20 protein-coding genes are annotated in these 21469 nt (G+C 70.5%); 5 read left to right on the forward strand and 15 right to left on the reverse strand.

Going from position 1 to position 21469, the window contains the following annotated elements; genetic code table 11:
* Positions 1–63: 63 nt before the first annotated feature.
* Both I0C86_RS08420 and I0C86_RS08425 read right to left on the reverse strand, forming a co-directional pair.
* Positions 64–888: a hypothetical protein gene (locus I0C86_RS08420; protein ID WP_196200653.1), complete on the reverse strand. Its 825-nt coding sequence runs from the start codon at positions 886–888 to the stop codon at positions 64–66.
* A 125-nt stretch (positions 889–1013) separates the two neighbouring features.
* Positions 1014–1928: an NmrA/HSCARG family protein gene (locus tag I0C86_RS08425; protein WP_230393798.1), complete on the reverse strand. Its 915-nt coding sequence runs from the start codon at positions 1926–1928 to the stop codon at positions 1014–1016.
* A gap of 80 nt (positions 1929–2008) precedes the next feature.
* Here I0C86_RS08425 and I0C86_RS08430 point away from each other — a divergent pair, with 80 nt between their 5' ends.
* Positions 2009–2620 (forward strand): TetR/AcrR family transcriptional regulator, encoded by a 612-nt coding sequence (locus I0C86_RS08430; RefSeq protein WP_196200654.1) that lies wholly within the window; start codon positions 2009–2011, stop codon positions 2618–2620.
* 32 nt (positions 2621–2652) lie between these two features.
* Here the strand turns inward: I0C86_RS08430 and I0C86_RS08435 are convergent, their stop codons facing one another.
* Positions 2653–3474, reverse strand: coding sequence for an SAM-dependent methyltransferase (locus I0C86_RS08435; protein ID WP_196200655.1), 822 nt, complete (start codon positions 3472–3474; stop codon positions 2653–2655).
* A 328-nt stretch (positions 3475–3802) separates the two neighbouring features.
* On the opposite strand from I0C86_RS08435, the gene metH reads away from it, so the two are divergent.
* Positions 3803–7471 (forward strand): methionine synthase, encoded by a 3669-nt coding sequence (gene metH, locus I0C86_RS08440; protein ID WP_196200656.1) that lies wholly within the window; start codon positions 3803–3805, stop codon positions 7469–7471.
* A gap of 84 nt (positions 7472–7555) precedes the next feature.
* Here the strand turns inward: metH and I0C86_RS08445 are convergent, their stop codons facing one another.
* Positions 7556–8482 (reverse strand): aminoglycoside phosphotransferase family protein, encoded by a 927-nt coding sequence (locus I0C86_RS08445; RefSeq protein WP_323373535.1) that lies wholly within the window; start codon positions 8480–8482, stop codon positions 7556–7558.
* 149 nt (positions 8483–8631) lie between these two features.
* Here I0C86_RS08445 and I0C86_RS08450 point away from each other — a divergent pair, with 149 nt between their 5' ends.
* The 3 genes from I0C86_RS08450 (at position 8632) to I0C86_RS08460 (ending at position 10699) form a co-directional block, all read left to right on the forward strand.
* Positions 8632–9231 carry a hypothetical protein gene (locus tag I0C86_RS08450; RefSeq protein ID WP_196200658.1) on the forward strand — a complete coding sequence of 200 codons (600 nt, stop codon included), beginning with the start codon at positions 8632–8634 and terminating at the stop codon, positions 9229–9231.
* Positions 9232–9421: 190 nt separating this feature from the next.
* Entirely contained in the window at positions 9422–10024 is a 603-nt protein-coding gene (locus I0C86_RS08455) for a TIGR03086 family metal-binding protein (protein ID WP_196200659.1), read from the forward strand.
* Between the two features lie 180 nt (positions 10025–10204).
* On the forward strand, positions 10205–10699 hold the full coding sequence (locus I0C86_RS08460) for a type II toxin-antitoxin system PemK/MazF family toxin (RefSeq protein ID WP_196200660.1): 495 nt from the start codon (positions 10205–10207) through the stop codon (positions 10697–10699).
* 59 nt (positions 10700–10758) lie between these two features.
* Here the strand turns inward: I0C86_RS08460 and I0C86_RS08465 are convergent, their stop codons facing one another.
* The 11 genes from I0C86_RS08465 to I0C86_RS08515 all read right to left on the reverse strand — a co-directional run bounded on the left by I0C86_RS08465 (position 10759) and on the right by I0C86_RS08515 (position 21200).
* Positions 10759–11409: a response regulator transcription factor gene (locus I0C86_RS08465; protein ID WP_196200661.1), complete on the reverse strand. Its 651-nt coding sequence runs from the start codon at positions 11407–11409 to the stop codon at positions 10759–10761.
* A gap of 14 nt (positions 11410–11423) precedes the next feature.
* Complete coding sequence (locus I0C86_RS08470; RefSeq protein WP_196200662.1) at positions 11424–12749, reverse strand: sensor histidine kinase; 1326 nt, start codon at positions 12747–12749, stop codon at positions 11424–11426.
* Positions 12750–12766: 17 nt separating this feature from the next.
* Complete coding sequence (locus I0C86_RS08475; RefSeq protein WP_196200663.1) at positions 12767–13537, reverse strand: ABC transporter permease; 771 nt, start codon at positions 13535–13537, stop codon at positions 12767–12769.
* Positions 13534–14259 carry an ABC transporter ATP-binding protein gene (locus I0C86_RS08480; RefSeq protein WP_196200664.1) on the reverse strand — a complete coding sequence of 242 codons (726 nt, stop codon included), beginning with the start codon at positions 14257–14259 and terminating at the stop codon, positions 13534–13536. The genes I0C86_RS08475 and I0C86_RS08480 overlap by 4 nt, the downstream gene beginning before the upstream one ends.
* A gap of 152 nt (positions 14260–14411) precedes the next feature.
* Entirely contained in the window at positions 14412–16166 is a 1755-nt protein-coding gene (locus tag I0C86_RS08485) for an ABC transporter substrate-binding protein (protein ID WP_196200665.1), read from the reverse strand.
* 183 nt (positions 16167–16349) lie between these two features.
* The gene (locus tag I0C86_RS08490; protein WP_196200666.1) at positions 16350–17348 is read right to left on the reverse strand and encodes an ABC transporter permease; all 999 of its coding nucleotides are present in this window, start codon (positions 17346–17348) and stop codon (positions 16350–16352) included.
* Positions 17349–17357: 9 nt separating this feature from the next.
* Positions 17358–18380, reverse strand: a complete 1023-nt coding sequence (locus I0C86_RS44915) for an ABC transporter permease (protein ID WP_323373536.1) — start codon at positions 18378–18380, stop codon at positions 17358–17360.
* Entirely contained in the window at positions 18377–19390 is a 1014-nt protein-coding gene (locus tag I0C86_RS08500; RefSeq protein ID WP_323373537.1) for an ABC transporter ATP-binding protein, read from the reverse strand. The genes I0C86_RS44915 and I0C86_RS08500 overlap by 4 nt, the downstream gene beginning before the upstream one ends.
* 50 nt (positions 19391–19440) lie before the next feature.
* The gene (locus I0C86_RS08505) at positions 19441–20511 is read right to left on the reverse strand and encodes an ABC transporter ATP-binding protein (protein WP_196200667.1); all 1071 of its coding nucleotides are present in this window, start codon (positions 20509–20511) and stop codon (positions 19441–19443) included.
* Between the two features lie 160 nt (positions 20512–20671).
* Positions 20672–20917, reverse strand: a complete 246-nt coding sequence (locus tag I0C86_RS08510) for a hypothetical protein (protein ID WP_196200668.1) — start codon at positions 20915–20917, stop codon at positions 20672–20674.
* Positions 20907–21200, reverse strand: a complete 294-nt coding sequence (locus I0C86_RS08515) for a hypothetical protein (protein WP_196200669.1) — start codon at positions 21198–21200, stop codon at positions 20907–20909. The genes I0C86_RS08510 and I0C86_RS08515 overlap by 11 nt, the downstream gene beginning before the upstream one ends.
* Positions 21201–21469: the final 269 nt, after the last annotated feature.

A 21469-nucleotide genomic window follows, 5' to 3' on the forward strand; every position in this document is an offset into this window, starting at 1 on the left:
CCGCCCACCGCCCACCGCCCTCCAGGCACCGGGCACCGGGCACCGGCTTCACGGCCGCCGGTCTCACGGCGTACGGCGGTCGAGGTCCGCGCAGTCGTACTCGTCCGGCAACAACGGGCGGACCGCGACGCTGAGCCACTTTCCGCCGCTGTGCCACCTGGTTGTCAGGGGCGCATCGCGTCCGAGCGCCTCCGCGTCCGGCCCCGCCGATCCGGCGACCGTGCACAGGCCGACCCTGGTCGGTACCCCGGCCAGGAGATCCGGGCCCGGCCACTGCCGGGCGATGCTGCCGGCGTCGCCCGGCGATCCACTCCAACCGCCGGTCACGAGTACGGCGAGCCGGCTCGGACGGTAGTCGGCGACCCGGGTCGGATCGGTCGACAGGGCGAGGAGCCGCACGGTCCGGCGGAACTCGATGATCCGGCGGCGGGCCCCGACATCGGTTTCGCCCGGTGACACCAGCGTGGTGGTGTGCAGCCGTCCGGCCGTGCGCAACGAGGCGACCAGCAGTGAACCGTCGGTGGCGGGCACGGGCTGGTCGAGGTGGACGGACCGGGCCAGTCCGGCGGCGTGTGCCAGCCGGTAGATCTGCCGGTACCGGTCCGGGCTGAGCGTGTGTTCCCGGGCCCGGTACACGGAGCCGTCCCAGTGGCCTCCGGCGATCACCCGGCCGCCGCCGTAGAGGGTGAACTCCGGCAGTTCCGCGCGCTCGTACGGCGGGGTCAGGCTCTCCCACTCCCGCAACTGGATCACCAGCGTGCTCCGATCGGCCGGCGGTTCGGGCACTGCGGTCACGTCGAATCCCGACACCGAACCGGTGAGCGTGCCGGCCAGGCAGAACGTCACGATGGGGGCGACCAGACGGGCGATCCGGGTCGGTGGCTGCACGGCCGTTCCGACGTGTACCCGGCCGCACCGGTTCCCGGGATCGTGGGACGGCCTTCGGGACGACAGCCGTGACCCGAGCCGACGACGACCGGCCCGGGTCGAACCGGTCCCGGCGGTGAGCCAGGTCAGCCGTCGAGCAGCGCGGCGATGGCGTCGGCGCCGCCCGCGTCCAGCCAGGCGGGGAAGTCCAGCAGGTCGGGGTGGCGACGACGTAGGGCGGCGATGTCGGCGCGCCACAGTCCGCGTTGCGCCTTGATGGCCCGCAGGGCGTCCTCGTTCAGCCGCAGCTCCTCGCCCGCGACCTGCCGGTAGGTGATTTCACGCCCGAGGCGCCGGCCGATCAGGCGCACGGTGGCCGCCGGGGTCAGCTCGTCGCCCGCCAGTTCGACGGCCTGGCCGAGGTATGTGGCGGGGTCGGCGAAGGCGCGGGCGGCGAACGCCCCGATGTCGGTCACGGCGACGAGCTGTACGGGAACGTCGGCGTCGAAGACGTGGCGGAGGACTCCGTCGGTGGAGATGCCGCCCAGCCCGGGAATGGCGTGGTTCTCCATGAAGCGCACCGGTCGCAGGACGGTGGCCGGCAGCCCGAGGGCGGCGATGTGCTGCTCGATGACCCACTTGCTCTCCCAGTAGGAGATGCCGGTGCCCCGCTCGGCGCCGCCCACGGACGTGAAGACCAGGTGGGCGATTCCGGCCGCCGCCGCGGCGTGCACCAGGTGCCGGCCGCGCCGGATCTCGCGTTCGCTGTCCGGGTCGTCGGGGGTGACGGCGAAGACGCCGTAGGCGCCGGCCATGGCCACCGTGAGGCTGTCGAGATCGTCCAGGTCGCCCCGGAGCGGCTCGGCGCCCGCCGCGGCCAGTTTCCGGGCGGTCTCGGCGGTGGGGTCCCGGACCAGTACGCGGACCGGCCAGCCGTCGGCCAGCAGGTGCGCGGCGGCGGCTCCGCCCTGTCGACCGGTGGCCCCGATGACGAGGATGTGCCTGTCGGCCCGGTCCAGGGCGGCGGGGAAGGGAAGCGGACGCTCCAGGGGCGTGTCCATGTGACGACCTCCAGAGATAAGATGAGACTGTCCCGAGAACTATATCGAGACAGTCTCAACTTTCCTAGCGAGGTTTCGCCATGGACACCGGTACAGCAGCGCCCCGACGCCGCATGCGGGCGGACGCACGCCGCAACTACGAACGGCTACTGGCCGAGGCGGCGACCGCGTTCGCCGAGTACGGTGCGGAGTTCTCACTGGAGGAGATAGCGCGCCGGGCCGGGGTGGCCAACGGCACGCTCTACGGCCACTTCCCCAGCCGCCGGGCGTTGCTGGAGGCGCTGATGGGTGACCGGATGCGAGCGCTGGCAACGGCCGGCCACGGGCTGCTCACCCACCCCTCGCCCTTCGCCGGGCTGACCGCGTGGGCAGACGCGGCGATGGCCCACGCAACGGTCTACCGGGGGCTCGGCAGCGCCCTGATGCAGGCCATCGAGGACGAGACCTCCGAGCTGCACACGGCATGCGAGGCCGTGCTCGCCGCCGGGGAGGGGCTGGTCGCCCGGGCCCGGACGGCCGGTGAGGTGCGGCCGGAAGTCACCGCCGCAGACCTGTACGCACTGATCAACGCGGCGGCCTGGGCGGGTGAGCAGAGTTCGAGGCAGCAGGGCGAACGGCTGCTGGCCTTCGGGCTGGCCGGCTTACGGACACCGTCCACACCTGCGCCGACGGACCACGGGGCAACACCTTGACCATCTGCGCGCCACGCGCAGGTGTTTGGCCGTCAGGGTTTGCGGGCCACCCCGCCCACGATGGTGTGGTAGATGTCGGTGTGCCGCACGTCCCCGGCGCCGTCCGGCCGCCAGTCGGCCAGTGGAACCAGGCCGGGCGGTGACAGTTCCAGGTCTCCGAAGAAGGCCGAGATCTCCTGGTGGGTACGCCACCGGCCGGTGCCGAGGGTCTCGTTGAAGACCTTCTCCGCCCTCCGGGCCCGTTGCGAGACCTCCGGGTTGGCGTCGCCCGGGTCGTGGAAGTGCGAGATCGCCAGGTAGCTGCCGGACGGCAGGGCGGCGGTGAGCCGGCGGGTGATGTCGCCGGGGCCCTCGTCGTCGTGCAGATGGTGCAGGACCGCCAGGAGCAGCAGCCCGACCGGCCGGTCGAAGTCGATCATCTGCCGGACCTCGGGGTCTTCGAGGATCTTCTCCGGCTCTCGGAGGTCGCCTCCGACCACGGTGGTGGTCCGGGCGTCCGCGAGCAGGGCCCGCCCGTGCGCGAGAGCCATCGGGTCGTTGTCGACGTAGACCACCCGGGCCTGCGGGTCCACCTGGTGGGCGATCTCGTGCACGTTGCCCTGGGTCGGCAGTCCCGAGCCGATGTCGAGGAACTGCCGGATGCCGGCCTCCCCGGCCAGGTACCGGACCGACCGGCGGAGGAAGGCGCGGCAGGCGCGGCCCACCTCCGCCCCGTCCGGTGTGACCTTCAACGCCATCTCGGCCGCTTTGCGGTCGACCGCGAAGTTGTCCTTGCCGCCCAGGTAGTAGTCGTAGACCCGGGCGATGCTGGGGCGGGTGGTGTCGACACCCGGCGGGGCGATCTCGCTCGTCAAGGCCTCGATCCCTTCGTACAGGCACGGTGGTCACGGTTTGGCGGGGGCCAACGGCGAATTCCGCCCTCCGGGCCGGTATCCGCACCGGACGACAGCACCGGATGTGCCCCCCGAGAGTAGAGGTGGGCGGTGTCGCACGTCGATCCCGCAGTACCAGGCTGGCCGACATTCGTCCCACAGTCCGCGATGTTTTCGGTCCCAACGGGACCTTTCCGGTACTCTCGATCACCGGGTCGAGAGGCGCTGCAACGGGCGGAGATGCCCGCCACGCTCGACCGCGAGTGGATCTTCGCAAGGGCGCCTCCGTTCGACGACGGAGGTGGTCCAGATGAACACGGCATCAGGCGGCGCCGGGACACGGGCGGCACGCACCCGCGCGCTGCGCGATCTGCTCGCCGAGCGCATCGTGGTGCTCGACGGAGCCTGGGGCACGATGCTCCAGGGCGCCGGCCTCACCCCGGCCGACTATCAGGGCGACCTCCCCCCGGACCACCCGCACGACGTGACCGGTGACCCGGATCTGCTCAACCTGACCCGGCCCGACGTCATCCTCGACGTACACCGGCGCTACCTGGCGGCCGGCGCGGACATCACCACGACGAACACCTTCACCGCGACGGGCATCGCGCAGGCCGACTACGGCCTCGAACCGCTGGTCCGGGAGATGAACCTGCGCGGCGCCCAACTGGCCCGGCAGGCCGCCGACGAGTTGGGCGGGCGGTTCGTCGCCGGCTCGGTCGGCCCGCTGAACGTGACCCTGTCGCTCTCGCCCCGGGTGGAGGATCCGGCGTACCGGAAGGTGTCGTTCGACCAGGTCCGCGACACGTACGCCGAACAGATCCGGGCCCTTGCCGAGGGCGGCGTCGACCTGCTGCTGATCGAGACGATCTTCGACACGCTGAACGCGAAGGCCGCCATCGCCGCCGCCCGCGAGGTCGCACCCGAGCTGCCGCTGTGGATCTCCGTGACGATCGTCGACCTGAGCGGCCGAACCCTCTCCGGGCAGACCGTCGAGGCGTTCTGGAGCTCGATCGAGCACGCCGAGCCGCTGGTGGTCGGGGTCAACTGCTCGCTCGGTGCCGACGAGATGCGCCCGCACGTCGCCGACCTGGCCCGGCTCGCCAACACCTACGTCGCCTGCCACCCCAACGCCGGGCTACCGAACGCGTTCGGCGGCTACGACCAGCAGCCCGAGGAGACCGGCCGGCTGCTCCGCGAGTTCGTCGACGACGGAATGGTCAACATCGTCGGCGGCTGCTGCGGCACCAGTCCCGAGCACATCGCGCAGATCGCGACCGCCGTCGCCGGGAAGCCGGCCCGCCCGGTGCCGGCGCCACCGGTCCAGACCCGGTTCAGCGGCCTGGAGCCGTTCGCGATCGGCCCCGACACCGGCTTCGTGATGATCGGCGAGCGGACCAACGTCACCGGCTCGGCCCGGTTCCGCCGGCTGATCGAGGCCGGCGACCACCAGGGCGCCGTCGACGTCGCCCTGGAACAGGTACGCGGCGGCGCCAACATCCTCGACGTCAACATGGACGCCGACCTGCTCGACAGCGAGCGGGCGATGACCACCTTCCTGAACCTGATCGCGACCGAGCCGGAGGTCGCCCGGATCCCGGTCATGATCGACAGCTCCCGGTGGAGCGTGCTGGAGGCCGGACTCCGCTGTGTACAGGGCAAGGGCGTGGTCAACTCGATCAGCCTGAAGGAGGGCGAGGAGTCGTTCCTCAGCCAGGCCCGCCGGATCCGGGACTACGGCGCCGGCGTCGTGGTGATGGCCTTCGACGAACTCGGCCAGGCCGACACCGTCGAGCGCAAGGTCTCGATCTGCGCCCGCGCGTACGACCTGCTCACCCAGCAGGCCGGGTTCGCGGCCGAGGACATCGTCTTCGACCCGAACGTCCTCGCCGTCGCCACCGGCATCTCCGAACACAACGGGTACGCGAAGGCGTTCATCGACGCGCTGCCGCTGATCAAGGAGCGCTGCCCCGGGGCGAGGACCAGCGGCGGCATCTCCAACCTGTCGTTCTCGTTCCGGGGCAACGACGTCGTACGCGAGGCGATGCACTCGGCGTTCCTGCTGCACGCCGTACGGGCCGGGCTGGACATGGGCATCGTCAACGCCGGCCAGCTCGCCGTCTACCAGGACATCCCCGCCGACCTGCTCGAACTCGTCGAGGACGTGCTCTTCGACCGGCGCCCCGACGCCACCGACCGGCTGGTCACCTTCGCCTCCACGGTCAGCGGCTCCGGCACCAAGCGCACCGTGGACCTGTCCTGGCGCGAGGCGCCGGTGCAGGAGCGGCTGGCGTACGCCCTGGTGCACGGCATCGTGGACTTCATCGAGGACGACACCGAAGAGGCCCGGAAGCAGGCGATCCGCCCCCTCGACGTGATCGAGGGACCGCTGATGGACGGCATGAAGACCGTCGGGGACCTCTTCGGCGCCGGAAAGATGTTCCTGCCCCAGGTGGTGAAGAGCGCGCGGGTGATGAAGCGCTCCGTCGCCTACCTGGAGCCGTACATGGAGGCGGAGAAGGAGCAGGCCCGGCTGGAGGGGCGCCTCGACACCGGGCGGGGCCAGGGCAAGGTGGTGATGGCGACCGTCAAGGGCGACGTCCACGACATCGGCAAGAACATCGTGGGAGTCGTGCTCGGCTGCAACAACTACGACGTCATCGACCTCGGTGTGATGGTGCCCGCCGCGCGCATCCTCGACACCGCCGTGGCCGAACGGGCCGACGCGATCGGACTCTCCGGGCTGATCACCCCGTCCCTGGACGAGATGGTCGCGGTCGCCACCGAGATGCAGCGCCGGGGGATGAATCTACCGCTGCTGATCGGCGGCGCCACCACCTCCCGCCAGCACACCGCGGTCCGGATCGCCCCGGCGTACGACGCCAGCACCGTGCACGTGCTGGATGCGTCCCGGGTGGTCGGGGTGGTGTCGGACCTGCTGAACCCGGAACGGGCGGCGGAACTCGACGTGAGCAACCGGGCCGAGCAGCAGCGACTCCGGGAGCAGCACGAGGGCCGAAACCGGGTTGCCCTGCTCACCCTCGAGCAGGCCAGGGCGAACCGGGAACAGGTCTCGTACGACGATCTGCCCGTACCCGCCTTCACCGGTGTGCGTGTCGTCCGGCCGGAACTGACCGCGCTGCGCGAGATGATCGACTGGCAGTTCCTCTTCCTCGCCTGGGAGCTGAAGGGCAAGTTCCCGGCGATCCTGGACCAGCCGGTGGCCCGCGAGCTGTACGACGACGCGAACACCCTGCTCGACCAGATCATCGCGGACAGCTCGTTGCGGGCCGCCGGCTCGTACGGCTTCTGGCCGGCCCACGGCGAGGGCGACGACATCGTGCTCACCTTGGGGTCGGACGGGTCGGACGGGTCGGACGGGCAGCGTTTTCCGATGCTGCGCCAGCAGACGACCAAGCCGGCCGGTCGGCCGAACCGGTGCCTCGCGGACTACCTCGCCCCGGCCGGGGACCACCTGGGTGGCTTCGCGGTGGCCATCCACGGTGCCGAAGACCTCGCCGCCGGCTTCGAGGCGCAGCACGACGACTACCGGGCGATCATGGTGAAGGCCCTGGCCGACCGGCTCGCCGAGGCGTTCGCCGAACACATCCACCTCCAGGCCCGGCGGGACTGGTACGAGCCGGACGCCGACCCGGCGATCGCGGATCTGCACGCCGAGCGGTTCCGGGGCATCCGTCCCGCGCTCGGCTACCCGGCAAGCCCCGACCACAGCCTGAAGCAGCGGTTGTTCGACCTGCTCGACGCCGAGCGGATCGGCATGGGCCTGACGGAGTCGTACGCGATGACCCCGGCGGCCAGCGTCAGCGGTCTGCTCTTCGCCAGTCCGGCGTCCCGGTACTTCACCGTGGGCCGGCTCGGCCGGGACCAGGTCGAGGACTACGCGCAGCGGCACGGCCTGCCCCTGGCCGAGATCGAGCGCTGGCTCCGCCCCAACCTCGGCTACGAACCGGGTCAGTGATCTCGGCGGGCCGGCTGGGGGCGGCGGTCAGCCGTACTGCCGCCGGTCAGCCGTACTGCCGCCGGTCAGCCGTACTGCCGGCGGTCAGCCGTACTGCCGGTGGTCGGCGACGATGTCGTCGAGTCGGCGCCGGGCCGGCGCCGCGTGGACGGGGTCGGCGAGCACCGCCGGGTCGGGCAGCACCCCGGTCAGGCCCCAGCCGCGTCCACGGGCCCAGGTCGCGTCGTCGACCGCCAGCGTGGCCCGGAAGACGTCCCGGGTCGCGGCGTCGAGAAACGTCCACGCGGCGATCATGTCGACGGCCGGGTCACCCACGGCCAGGGTGCCGAAGTCGATCACGGCAGTCAACCGGCCGTCCCTGACCAGCATGTTGGCCGGCGCGGGATCACCGTGGACCCAGACCGGCGGCGCGGCCCGGGCCGGTGCCGCCAGGGCCGCGTCGAAAACCGCGGTCAGAGCGTCGGTGTCGGCCAGGCCCGCCAGGGCCGCGATCCGATCGCGGATCCGGGGCTCCACCACCGCCGAGTCCCGGTCGTCCCCCATCGGTACGCCCCGGAAGCCGTTGCTCCACTCCGGCGGCGGTCCACCGGTCGGATCGATGCGCTGTAATGCGGCGATGAACTCCGCCAGTTCGACCGCCGCCCGGTGCGGCTCGGTGATCCGGTCCAGGGTGGCGTTCTCGCCGTCGAGCCAGCAGTAGACCGACCACGGGAAGGGAAAGCCCTCGTCCGGCCTTCCCTCGGCGAGCGGGACGGGCACGGCCAGCGGCAGGTGCGGGGCGAGTCGCGGCAGCCACCGCTGCTCCCGCTCCACCTGGCCGGCCCAGCGGGGGACCCGGGGCAGCCGGACCGACATCTCCTCGCCCAGCCGGTACGTCGCGTTGTCCATTCCGGACCGGGCGACCGACCGGACGGGCAGCTCCGCCCACTGCGGAAACTGCGCGGCGACCAACCGGCGCACCAGCGCGGCGTCGATGGGCACCTCGTCGGGGCGCAGACCGCCAACGGTCACACGGTGCCTCCTCCCGATCTGAGCCGGAGGTGGATGCCCCCGGCGGTCCATCCCACCTAACGGAGGAGTGCTCCGTCCACCTATTTGTGATCGTTGCTCCACCGTTCGGCTCACTACGCTGGTAGTAGCGGGTCGAGGAGGAGGAGACCGTGGAACTCCGTGGTCCGATGTCCTGGCGGATGAGCATCCGTCGGTGGGAGTACCTCGTCGACTGTGCGCTGTGGATCCGGGCGGCCGAACGGATCGAGGTGCCTCCGCATCGCCTGTTGCCCGGTCCGTTGGACATCGACGAGCCGCCGACCTCGACGGCGCCGGGTGGCGTGCCCGGAACCGAGTGGCTCGGCTGGTGGCTGTCGCTGGTCGAGACGCGTCAGCAGGTTGCCCGCCCGGAGGTACCCCCGGAGCCCGCCGACGACACCCCGGACCCGCTCGGGTTGGCCTCGCTGCCGACACTGCGCGGGATCGTCGCGCGGCGCTGGCCGGAGGCGCACGACTGGCACCTGAACCGGCAACGCGACGGCCTGGCCCGACACGGCCCGGTATCGCGGGCGACCGGCGAGATCGCCAACCAGGTCGAGCGCTCCCTGAACCGGTCCCTGCGCCCGTTCAGCGTCGAATTCATCCTCCTGCCGGTACGCGACGAGGTCATCCGCCGGGTCGACCACGAGCGCTACCTGGTGCCGGAGCGGGTGTACGACAGTCCACGGTGGGCGGTCTGGCTCCGCGACCTGGTGCTGCGGATCGGCTGACACCGGGCCGGCGCCGGGCGGGGACGCGAACGTGTCGGTGGGGCGGGTTAGCATCCGGATGCGTACTGCCGAACATCGAGCCGGACGGATCACCGATGTGCTCTCGTCGGGCGCCGGAAGTGTCCACACCCCGCACATCACGCCGGCTCGTGCCGTCGCACGACAACGCAGACCCCGGAGGGAACCGCAGATGCTCGACCTGGACCCGGCCGCCCGAGAGGTGACCCGCCTCCTGGCGGAGATCAGCGACGAGCAGCTGACCCGGCCCACCCCGTGCACCGACACCCCGGTGGCCGCCCTGCTCGACCATCTGATGGGCCTGACGCTCGCCTTCACCTGGGGCGCCCGCAAGACCGGTGGGAACCAGCCCCAGGGCGTATCCGGGCCGCCACCGCCGCCGAGCGCCGAGCGCCTCGAACCGGACTGGCGGACGGTGCTGCCCCGGCGGCTGACCGAACTGGCGGCCGCCTGGCGACGGCCGGCGGCGTGGCAGGGGATGACGACGGTCGGCGGCGTGACGATGCCGGCCGAGACGATGGGCGTGGTCGCGCTCGACGAGTTGGTGCTGCACGGCTGGGACCTGGCCCGGGCGACCGGACAGTCGTTCACCTGCGATGCGGCGAGCACCGCGGCGGTGCTCGCGTTCACCACCGAGGCTGCCCGGCCGGAGCAGGCCGCTGGTCGCGAGGGCCTGTTCGGTCCGGTGGTGCAGGTCCCGCCGGACGCACCGGCGCTCGACCGGGCACTCGGGCTGGCCGGCCGGGATCCCGACTGGACGGCCCCGACGACCTGAGCGCACTCTGCACCGGGATGCGCCCCGAATCGGACCTGACTGAAGGCCGGGCCAGACCGGACACCGGTCAGGACGCAAGGCCGGGCCGGGCCGGACTGAAGACCGGGCCGGGCCGGAGACCGGACAGGGCGAAAGACCGGACCGGGTCGCAGATCCGGCGAGCGGGTAGGGTGTGCCGCCGTGGCGAATCTCTGGAAGGGCGTGACGGCGACGGTAAGCCGGATTACCCGGCGTGCTCCCGCTACCGCCCCCACCCCCGGTCCCATCCCCGCGCAGGTCGCACGGCGACGTCAGATCACTGCCCTGCAACGTCGGCAACTGGCCTACGCGCCCGAACTCGACGGACAGGCCGATCCGGGTGAGATCGTCTGGACCTGGGTGCCGTACGAGGACGATCCCCGTCAGGGCAAGGACCGGCCCGTACTCGTGGTCGGCCGGACCAGCAGGACCCTGTTCGGCCTGATGCTCTCCAGCAAGAGCGACCGGAACGGCCAGCGGCACTGGTTCGCGCTTGGTCCCGGCGAGTGGGACCGGGACAACCGGCCGAGCTGGGTCCGGCTCGACCGGGTGCTCACGATGCGGGAGGACAGCATCCGGCGGGAGGGCGCGGTGCTGGACCGAGGCCGTTTCGACAAGGTGGGACACGCACTGCGTACCGGCTACGGCTGGCGCTAGTACATCGTCACGCCGTTGGCCTCACGTGACGGCGGACCCACAACGGCAGCACGTTGACATCAGCCTCCGCCGCCGACGTGGCGGAGGACGGCCAGGACCCGGCGGTTGTCGCTGTCCGAGGAGGGCAACCCGAGCTTCGCGAAGATGTTCGCCACGTGCTTCTCCACGACTCCGGAGGTGATGACAAGAGCCGCCGCGATCCCGGCGTTGGATCGTCCCTCGGCCATCAGCGCAAGCACCTCACGCTCCCTGGGGGTCAGCGACGCCACCCCGACCGTGTCCCGCCCGGCCCGCATCAGGTGGCCGACCACCTCCGGATCCAGTGCGGTGCCACCGGATGCCACCCGGGTCAGCGCGTCCACGAAATCGGCGACGTCGGCGACACGGTCCTTGAGCAGGTACCCGACGCCGGTCGGCCGGTCGGCGAGCAGCCGGGTCGCGTAGCGGGTCTCCACGTACTGGGAGAAGAGCAGCACACCGACGTCGGGGTGGTCGCGTCGGATGTCGATCGCCGCACGCAGTCCCTCGTCGGTGTACGTCGGCGGCATCCGGATGTCGATGATGGCCACATCCGGTACGTGGGCGGTGATCGCGGACCGCAACGCATCCGCGTCGGCCACCGCCGCGCACACCTCGAAACCTCGGTCGGTGAGCAGCCGGACCAGCCCTTCGCGCATCATCGCGGCATCCTCCGCGATCACCACCCGCATGTCGTCTCCTCCGTTCACACCTGTGTGGGCAGCTCGATCTGGACCCGCGTCGGACCGCCGGTCGGACTGCGTACGCGCATCCGGCCGTCCACGACGGCGATGCGGCGGGCCAGGCCGGACAGGCCGGGACCGTCCGGGTTCGCCCCGCCGACGCCGTCGTCCTCGACGGTCAGCATCAGGCGCTCGCCGGATCGGACGACACCGAGCCCGATCCGGGTCGCCCGGCTGTGTTTGGCCGCGTTCGCGAGCAGCTCGGAGGCGCAGAAGTAGGCGATGGTCTCGATCGCGGGCGCCGGGCGGTCGGGCAGCTCGACGGACACCCCGACCGGGATGGCGCTGCTCGTCGCGAGAGTCGCCAGCGCGTCGCCGAGACCGTTGTCGAGGACCGGCGGATGGATCCCACGCACCAGGTCGCGCAGGTCGGCGAGGGCATCCTTCGCTCCGCGGTGGGCGAGCGCGACCAGTTCGCGGGCCTGTGCGAGGTCGGGTGGCGGGCCGTCGGCACCGAGCTTCTCGGTCGCCATTCCGAGGTTCATCGCCAGCGTGGCCAGCCGGATCTGCGCGCCGTCGTGCAGGTCCCGTTCCAGCCTGCGCATCATCGCGGCCGCGTCGTCGATCGCGCGGGCCCGGGTGACCTGCAGTTCGCGTACCCGCTGGGCGAGCCGGCGCGGACCGAGCAGCTGTCGCATCGCGGCAACGTCCAGTGTCGTACCGGCCCGCATCAACCACGGTGCGACCAGCAGCATGGCGAGACCGGCCGCGGCGATGAGGAACGTTCCGGCGAACGTCCGCGTACCGATGGTGCCGAACGGCGTCAGCGCCCACACCGGTCCGAGACGCGTTCCGGGCGGGTGGTTGCGGAACAGCGGCCACCACACCGGGTAACTGAGGTTGGCCAGGCCGAACACGTAGCAGAAGGCACCGTAGCCCTCGGGGATGGCCAGTGGCACCTTGAGCAGGCCGTACCCGACGGCGCGCCAGCCCGGTCCGTCGGAGACGACGGCGCTGATCCGCTTCGAGGGCCGGGGCGGCGGGGCGTCCACCCGCACGTCGAGCAGCCGGGCCGCGAGTGCGCGGTGCACGGCCCCCATCGCGCGCCCGATCGGGGCGGCCAGCACGACCAGGAGCGCGATGGTGAGCGGAAACAGGACCAGGAACGCCGGTGCGACGGTAGGTGCGGGCTCGCTGGACATGACTCCGGTCGCCCAGAGGATTCCGACACCCAGGGCCGGCACGATCGCCGGCACGCTCAGGATCGCGGCCGCGCTGACCACGCCGAGGACGCAGAACACCGCCCGGCGCAGGGCCAGTGTGGTGAACGGTGCGCGCAGCGCGGTCATCGGCCCATTGTCGCTGGTCACGCGTTTCGGTGGCGGAGCAGCACGCCGCCGCACAGGATCGCTGCCGCCGCGTACCCGCACATCAGCAGCGAGCTGATCCAGCCGGAGAACAACCCGGGTATCGGCGAGGTCACCGCGATCGAGTTGAGCAGCATCAGCAGCGGAACAAAGCGGCCGACCGCGATCCCGCTCTCGCCGAACAGGCCGGCCACGATCATCGGAACGAACATCAGACCGAACAGCGTGCCGATCGCGGCGCCCGAGTGGCGCATGATCGTCCCGATGCCGACCCCGATCAGGGCGGTGGCGCCCAGATACCCGCCGGTCAGCACGACCGCACGCAGGATCGCCGGGTCTGACAGGGATGCGGCCGGGATGGCGGTACCACGGATCGCGAGCTGCCCGCCCAGATAGCCGGCGAAGCTCGCGACCAGGCCGACGGCGAGAGCGGCGCCGCCGCATACGGCAGCCTTCGCGGCCAGGACGACCCGACGCCGTGGCACGGCGGCGAACGTCGAGCGGATCATCCCGGTGCCGTATTCGCCGGTCACCACCAGGACGCCGAGCGCTCCGAGGAGCAACTGGGCCACAATGGCACCGCCGAGGCTGTTGTTCAGGATCTGGGCCGCGGTGGCGACCGGGGTGTGCGACCGGTACCCGAGTCCCACTCCGGTACCGGCCGCGGCCATCGCGACCACCGCGGCGGTCGCCAGCCACCACGTCGACCGGACGCTGCCCAGCTTGATCCGTTCCATCCGGGCCACGTGCCGGAATCCGTACCCGTTCATGACGCTCCCACTCCGCGATAGTCGGTGGCCTGTGAGGTGAGCCGGAAGAACGCGTCCTCCAGGCTGTCGTGGCCGGCGGCGAGTTCGGCGACGGTCGTCTCGGCCAGCAGCCGGCCGCGGCCGATGACCACCAACCGGTCGGCGGTCAGCGCCATCTCGGCGATCAGGTGGCTGGAGACGAACACCGTCCGACCCTCGGCGGCGAGTCCGCGCAGCAGGTCCCGGATCCAGCGGATGCCCTCCGGGTCCAGTCCGTTGACCGGCTCGTCGAGCAGCAGGACACCCGGGTCGCCGAGCAGGGCCACAGCGACACCGAGCCGCTGGCGCATGCCGAGCGAGTACGTACCGGCACGCCGCGTCGCCGCGTCGGACAGGCCGACGATGCGCAGCACCTGCTCGACCCGGGAACCGGGGATGTCGTTGCTCGCGGCCAGCGCGGTCAGGTGCGCACGGGCGCTGCGGCCAGGATGGAACGCCCCGGCGTCGAGGAGTGCGCCGACCGTCTTCAACGGCCAGTTCAGGTCCGGGTACCGGACGCCGCCGACCAGTGCCTCGCCACCGTCCGGGGCATCCAGGCCGAGGATCATCCGCATCGTCGTCGACTTACCGGATCCGTTCGGACCGAGGAAGCCGGTCACCACCCCCGGTTGCACCCGGACGCTCAGCCCGTCGACGGCGATCCGGCCGCCGTATCGTTTCGTCAGCTCACGTAGTTCGATCACACAACTGACGCTATTGCGCGCTGTCGGCGGCCAGAAGCCGGAAACCATCCGCCTCCCTCTGGAGGTTTCCCCCCATCGCAGGCAGGCACCAGGCGTTAGGAAGGGCCCCTTCTTATGCAAAAAGCGATAAGAAGGGGCCCTTCCTTACACCGCTAGGGTTTGACGTAGCTGTTGTAGAAGACCGGTGTGCCGAACTGCTCGGAGATGAGCAGGCCGCCGACCTTGGCGCCGGTCACCAGGAAGGTGTTGTCCTGGTAGATCGGCACCACCGGGGTGTACTTTTTCATGATCAACTCATCGATCTTGGCCCACTCCGGTCCCGCCTCGCCGGCCGGCAGGTTGCTCACCCGGTCGATCTCGGCGTTCACGTCGTCCGCGTTGAAGTACGAGACGTTCGAGTTGCCCTTCGGGCCGAGCTTGCGGCCGTCCCAGAGCACCGGGATCGTCGAGACGGCACTCGGCCAGTCCGCCGCCCAGTTCGACAGGTAGATGTCGTACGGGTTGCCCCGGGTCCGGGCCGTCGGGTTGTGGTCCTCGACGTACTGCACGGTGACGTCGAAGCCGGCCTTCTCCAGGCTCTGCTCCACGATCGGCGCGGTCTGCTGGCCGAACGCGCTGCTCCGGGACATGAAGACGAGTTTCGGCTTCTGGCCGCCGAGCAGTTCCTTGGCCTTCTCCGGGTTGCCGGTCGGGCCGCCGTCGTACGGGTTGGGGTAGTTCGTCTGGCCGATGGTGGTGTCGGCGAGCAGGGTGTGGGTCGGCTTGCCGGCGGCGTCGCCGCCCTGGGTGGCGAGCAGCCCCTGCTTGTCGATCGCGTACGCGATGGCCTGCCGGACCTTGGGGTCGGAGATCCGCTCGTTGTTGATGCTCAGGTACCAGACGGACGGGGAGGTCGTGCGCAGCACCCGGTCGCCGAGCGAGGTGTCGCCGAGGACCTGGTTGACCAGTGACTGCGGGACCTCCTCCCAGGCCACTCCGCCCTGGTCGGCGCCCTGGCCGGCGAGTGCCCGCTCGGTGGCGGCGGTGTCGTCGGGCCCGATCTCGACTCCGATGGTCTCCGGGTAGGCGTGCCGCAGCGGGTCCGTCTTCGGGTCCCAGTTCGGGTTGCGCTCCAGCACGAACCGGGTGTCCTTGACGTACTCCTTGATCTTGTACGGGCCGGAGGAGACCACCCGCCGGTCGTACTCGGTTTTGGTGTCCTGGGCCTTCGGCACCGGCACCGAGGTCGGCAGGGAGAGCGCGAACGGCAGGTCGCAGTGCGGCTTGGCGAAGGTGAAGACCAGGGTCCGCTCGTCCTTGACGGACAGTCCGGGGACGGTGTCGGTGCCCGAGGTGTACGGCCCCTTGTAGGTCGCGTTGTACGTCGGGTTGTCGGCCAGCCACTCCTGGATGTACGTCGGGCCGCCGTCGATGCTCTCCTCGAAGGACCGGGCGATCCCGTACGCCACGTCGGCGGCCTTGATCGGCGCCCCGTCCTCGAACTTCACGCCCTCCTTGAGGGTGTACTCCCAGGTCTTGCAGTCCTTGTTGACGTCCTTGCCGGGGTCGGTGGCAAGGTCGCCGACCAGAAGCACGTTCCCCTTGCCGTCCTCCTTGAAGACGGTCAGGGTCCGGGTGAACATCTGCTGGATCGACATGCCGAGGAAGGTGTACGTCCGCTGCGGGTCGAGGTGCTCGAAGTCCTCCTCCTTGTACAGCTTCAGCGCACCGCCGGGCTTCGCTCCGGGCACCTCCGCCGCCGGTCCCTGGGAGTCCTTCGGGTCGGTCGCGATCGAACTGGTGAACTGTTTGCCGCCGCCGTTCTCGGGATCGCCGTTGTCGCCGGTGTTCTCCGAGCAGGCGGTCAGTGCGGTGGACGCGAGTACGAGCGCGGCGCTCGTCGCGGCCACCGCGAGCCTGGGTCGCATAGGAATTCCTCCTGGTCTCGTTCTCGCGGATCGGATCGGTACTGAGCTGTCGGATCGGTACTGAGCTGTCGGATCGGTGCTGAGCTGTTGAAGGAAATGTTCACGCAAGCGGGCCTGAAGGTAAGTTTCATAGCAGTAACGATGGGACAACGTTTCCGCACGGCGCGCCGCGACGACCGGGACTCATCCGAGCCGGACCCGGGGATCGACCACCGCGTACAGCAGGTCCACCAGCACGTTGGCCGCGACGACGAAGACGGCGGCGAGCAGCACCGTCGCCATCACGATCGGCATGTCCAGGTTCAGCGCCGCGTTCAACGCCGTCCGGCCGAGTCCGGTGAACCCGAAGACCGTCTCGGTGATCACCGTGCCGCCCAGGTAGGCGCCCAGGTCCAGCCCGGCGATCGTGATGATCGGGGTGATCGCGGCGCGGAGCGCGTGCCGGCCGTACACCTTGATCTTCGGTAGGCCCTTGGCCCGCGCGGTCCGGACGAAGTCCTCGGAGAGCGTCTCCAACATCTGCGCCCGCGCCAGCCGGGCGTAGGTCGCGGAGTTGAGGAAGCCCAGCGCGAACCAGGGCAGGATCATCGCCGACGCCCAGGCCAGCGGATTCTCGGTGATCGGGGTGTAGCGCGGATAACTCAGCAGCCCGGTCTCGTAGACCAGGCCGATCAGCAGCAGCGGTCCGAAGAGCAGGATCGGCATCGAGGCGCCGACCAGCGAGGTACCGACCGCCACCTTGTCGAAGACGGTGCCACGGCGCAGCGCCGAGACCATCCCGATGGACAGGCCCAGCACCAGCCAGACGACGGCCGCACCGAAGACGATGCTCAGGGTCACCGGCAGGGTACGTCCGACGATCCCGCTGACCGGCTCGTCGTTGCGGAACGAGAAGCCGAGGCAGGGGGCAGGACAGTCCCGGGCCGTCTCGCCGCTGCCGATCGTCCGGCCGACGAAGATGCCCCGCATGAAGTCGCCGTACTGGGTGGCGATCGGCTTGTCCAGTCCCATCCGGCGTTCGATCATCTCGATCCGCTCCGGACTACAGACGTTTTTGCTGTCCCCGCACATCAGCTCGGCCGGATTGTTGGGCACCGCGAAGAACATCCCGAAGGTGATGACACTGACCGCGAGCAGCGTACTGAGCGCGAGCAGCGTCTTCTTGACCAGGAACCGCAGCACGGACGCCCCCTACCTGCTCGACTTCGGATCGAGCGCGTCGCGCAGCGAGTCGCCGAAGAGGTTGAACGCCAGCACCAGCAGGAAGAGCGTGGTCCCGCCCACGATGGTGAAGCTGGGTACGTCCCGCAGGTACCGGACGCTGTCGTTGATCAGCCGACCCAGGTCCGGGGTCGGCTCCAACACCCCGATGCCGAGGAACGACAACGCCGCCTCCGCCGTGATCAGCGCCGGTACGTTCAGCGAGAAGGTCACCAGGATCGGCGCCCAGAGGTTGGGCAGGAGCTGCCGGAACAGGATGTGACCCAGCCCGGCGCCGGAGGCACGGGCCGCCTCGACGAACTCCCGCTCCCGCAGCGAGAGCACCTGGCCCCGGACCAGCCGCGCCGAGATGGTCCAGTTGAACAGGACGAAGATCAGCACCAGTAGCGTGGGCCGGAACCAGGGCGCCACCTCGTCACGCGGCCCGTAGAACTGGTTGACGGCGAGCGGCACCAGCGCGAAGCAGAAGATGTAGAACGGGAAGGCCAGCGCCAGGTCGATCACCCAACTGATCACGGCGTCGACCCAGCCGCCGACGTAACCGGCCACGATGCCGACCACGACGCCGAGGGCGATCGTCAGGACGGCCGCGATGAACGCGATCATCAACGAGGTACGCAGCCCGTAGACGACCTGGATGAAGATGTCCCGGCCGATGCCCGGCTGGATGCCGAACCAGTGCTCGCCGGACACCCCCGCGTAGCCCAGCGGGAAACCGTTGCGGTCCAGCCGCTCCGGAAACCGCTCCTGCGGACCCTTGCCGTACAGCCGCGCCACCAGCGGGGCCGCCGCCGCCAGCACGACGAAGAAGATCAGCACGCCGCCGCTGACCAGCGCCACCTTGTCGCGGCGCAGCCGCAGCCAGGCGAGCTGGCCCGGCGAACGACCGACGAACTCCTTCGCCCCGACCACCGGCACGCCGCCGGCCTCGGGTCCACCTCCGACCGCCGCCGCGGTGGCCCCCACCGGCGCCGCCACCTGCTGCTCACTCACGGCACACTCTCCTCACCGAGGCCGCCTTCCTCCGGGAAGTGACAGGCCACCGACCCGGTCCCGGACAGGCGCGCGACGAGCGCCGGCTCCTCGGTGGCACAGACCTCCCGCGCCTTCCAGCAGCGGGTCCGGAACCGGCAGCCGGACGGCGGGTCGAGCGGTGTGGGTACGTCACCGGCGAGCCGGATCCGACCGGCCGGTCCCAGCTTCGTGACGTCCGGTACGGCCGACAGCAGCGCCCGGGTGTACGGATGACGTGGCCGCTCGTAGATTTCCGCCCGGTCCCCGATCTCGACGATCTTCCCGAGGTACATCACCGCGATCCGCTGGGAGAAGTGCCGGACCACGGCGAGGTCGTGCGCGATGAACACGAACGCCAGTCCCAGCTCCCGTTGCAGGTCGCGGAGCAGGTTGACGACCTGCGCCTGGATCGAGACGTCCAGCGCCGACACCGGTTCGTCGGCCACGATCAGCTTCGGGTTCAGCGCGAGGGCACGGGCGATCCCGATCCGCTGCCGCTGGCCGCCGGAGAACTCGTGCGGGTACCGGTTGTAGTGCTCGGGATTGAGCCCGACCAGTTCCAGCAGTTCCCGTACCCGTTGCTTCACCCCGCCCGGCGGGGAGATCCCGTTCACCTGCAACGGCATCGCCACGATCCGGCCCACGGTGTGCCGGGGGTTCAGCGAGGCGTACGGGTCCTGGAAGATGATCTGTAGGTCCTGGCGCAGGGGTCGCAGGTGGGCCCGGCTGGCGTGGCTGATGTCCCGGCCCTCGAAGACGATCCGGCCACCGGTCGGCTCCAGCAGCCGCACCAGCAGCCGTCCGGTGGTGGTCTTGCCACAGCCCGACTCGCCGACCAGCCCCAGCGTCTCCCCCGCCCGGACCTCGAAGTCCAGCCCGTCGACGGCGCGCACCACCCCGCGCTGGCGGAAGCCGCCGCGCACCGGGAAGTGCTTGGTCAGCCCGGTCACCGCCAACAGTGGCTCGCCGGACGGGCGGGACTGTTCCACCGGGCGTTCCGTTGCGTCCGTTTCGGTCGCCCCGACCTGCTCGCCCACTGTCACAGCGCCACCCCGACAGAAGCGATCTCCTCGGCGTACCGCCGCTGGCGCTCGGCCTCGGGCAGGTGGCAGGCGACCAGATGACCGGCCTCGGTCACCGGCCGGAGTTCGGGCACCTCGGTCCTCGAACGGTCGCCGTTCTCGTCCGCCCACCGGCACCGGGGGTGGAACGCGCAGCCGGGCGGAAGGTTGATCAGGCTCGGCGGGTTGCCGGCGATCGGCAGCAGGTCCGCGTCGGCGTCGCCGTGCAACGACGGCACGCTGGCGAGCAACCCCCAGGTGTACGGATGCTGCGGCCGCCGGAGCACCTGCTCGACGCTGCCGTGCTCGACGGCCCGCCCGGCGTACATCACCAGTACGTCGTCGGCGACCTGGCTGACCACGCCGAGGTCGTGGGTGATCAGGACGATCGCCGAGTTGAACTCGCGTTGCAGGTCTGCCAGCAGGTCGAGGATCTGCGCCTGCACGGTAACGTCCAGCGCCGTCGTCGGTTCGTCCGCGACCAGCAGGTCGGGATCGTTGACCAGTGCCATCGCGATCATCACCCGCTGCCGCATGCCGCCGGAGAACTCGTGCGGGTACTCGTCGACCCGCCGCGCCGGCTGCGGGATGCCGACCCGGTCCAGCATCTCGATCGCCCGGCGCCGCGCCGTACGCCGACCGACGCCACGGTGGTGCACCTGGTACGCCTCGGCGATCTGCCGTCCCACCGGATAGTAGGGATGGAGGGCGGAGAGCGGATCCTGGAAGACCATCGCCATGTCCCGGCCGCGCAGTTTGCGGCACTCGGAGTCGGCCAGCCCGACGATCTCCCGCCCGCCGACCTGGATCTTCCCGCTGATCTCCGTACGCCTCGGGTCGTGCAGGCCGAGCACGGCCATGCTGGTGACGCTCTTGCCCGAGCCGGACTCGCCGACGATGCCGAGGGTGCGACCACGCTCGACGGCGAACGAGATCCCGTCCACCGCCCGCACCACGCCGTCCTCGGTCCGGAAGCGCACCCGCAGGTCCTGGACCCGCAGGTACGGGTTCGCCCCCGAGGTCGCGGACGCGGTCGATGCCGTTTCCACCCCGTCCTCCTCTCCCTGCCCCGTCACCGGTTTCCGCTGCTCAATCGACGGATCTGCGCCACCAGGAAGCAGAGGTGAAGATAACCTACAACAGAGTACGGAGAGTGAAAATAACCTCCAGGTACCGAACTTCGTCGCCGTCCCGACGTACCGACCCAGGTCAGCCGGGAGCCCGACCGATCGTCCTATTCAAATGCTTCCGGTCCTCCCCTGTCGACCCCGGCGCCCACGACCTCGGCACCGTCGGAGCGGCCGCCACCGCGTCCTCGAACAACGTCACCGCCGCCCACTCGGCGACCAGGCAGCCGTCCGGGGTGCAGTTGATACACGTCCTGTCCCCGTGCACCCGGACGACGCGTCGCGCCACGTCGAGAATGTCCGACGGCGACAGGTACTCATCGTGCATGGCGCTGGAGCACATCGAGGCGGACCATCAGTTCGACACACGGCGCGTGCGGCTCCGCCGAGGCCCACGAGCAGGTCGGATGGTCATGACCGGTGACCCGGACCCACAGATGACCGCCGTCCGCCCGGGTCACGCCAGCGTGGACCCTGGTCACCGTCATGTCGCAGTACGCGGTGCAGGGCAGGTCGTGGCTGTGGTGCCAGTCCCCGGCTCGAAGCCGAAGCAGAGTTCCGGCGGCCAGATCGGGGGGCTGGGGAAGAGACGTATGCGGGGGCTTCGTCATCGCCTCAGCCCCAGGCACCCGGACCCACCGGCGACCGTCCCACCGATAGTCCAGCACCCTGTGCTGCCGCGCCCAGATCCATCCTCGTATCCGCGTCAGCATCGTTCTCCTCTCCTTGGTTGCCGCGTGGGGCCGGGTGCTATTGAGAGGCAACCTCGGCAATCAGCACCGGCGAATGGTCAAGTCCCGCGGCCAGCCAACTCGCGTCACCGGACTGTCGGGAGGGCTTGAAAGGAGACGATGAGCGTGACGCATTCACACCCCGCGTG

It is taken from the genome of Plantactinospora alkalitolerans, from assembly GCF_015690345.1.
GTDB lineage: Bacteria > Actinomycetota > Actinomycetes > Mycobacteriales > Micromonosporaceae > Plantactinospora > Plantactinospora alkalitolerans.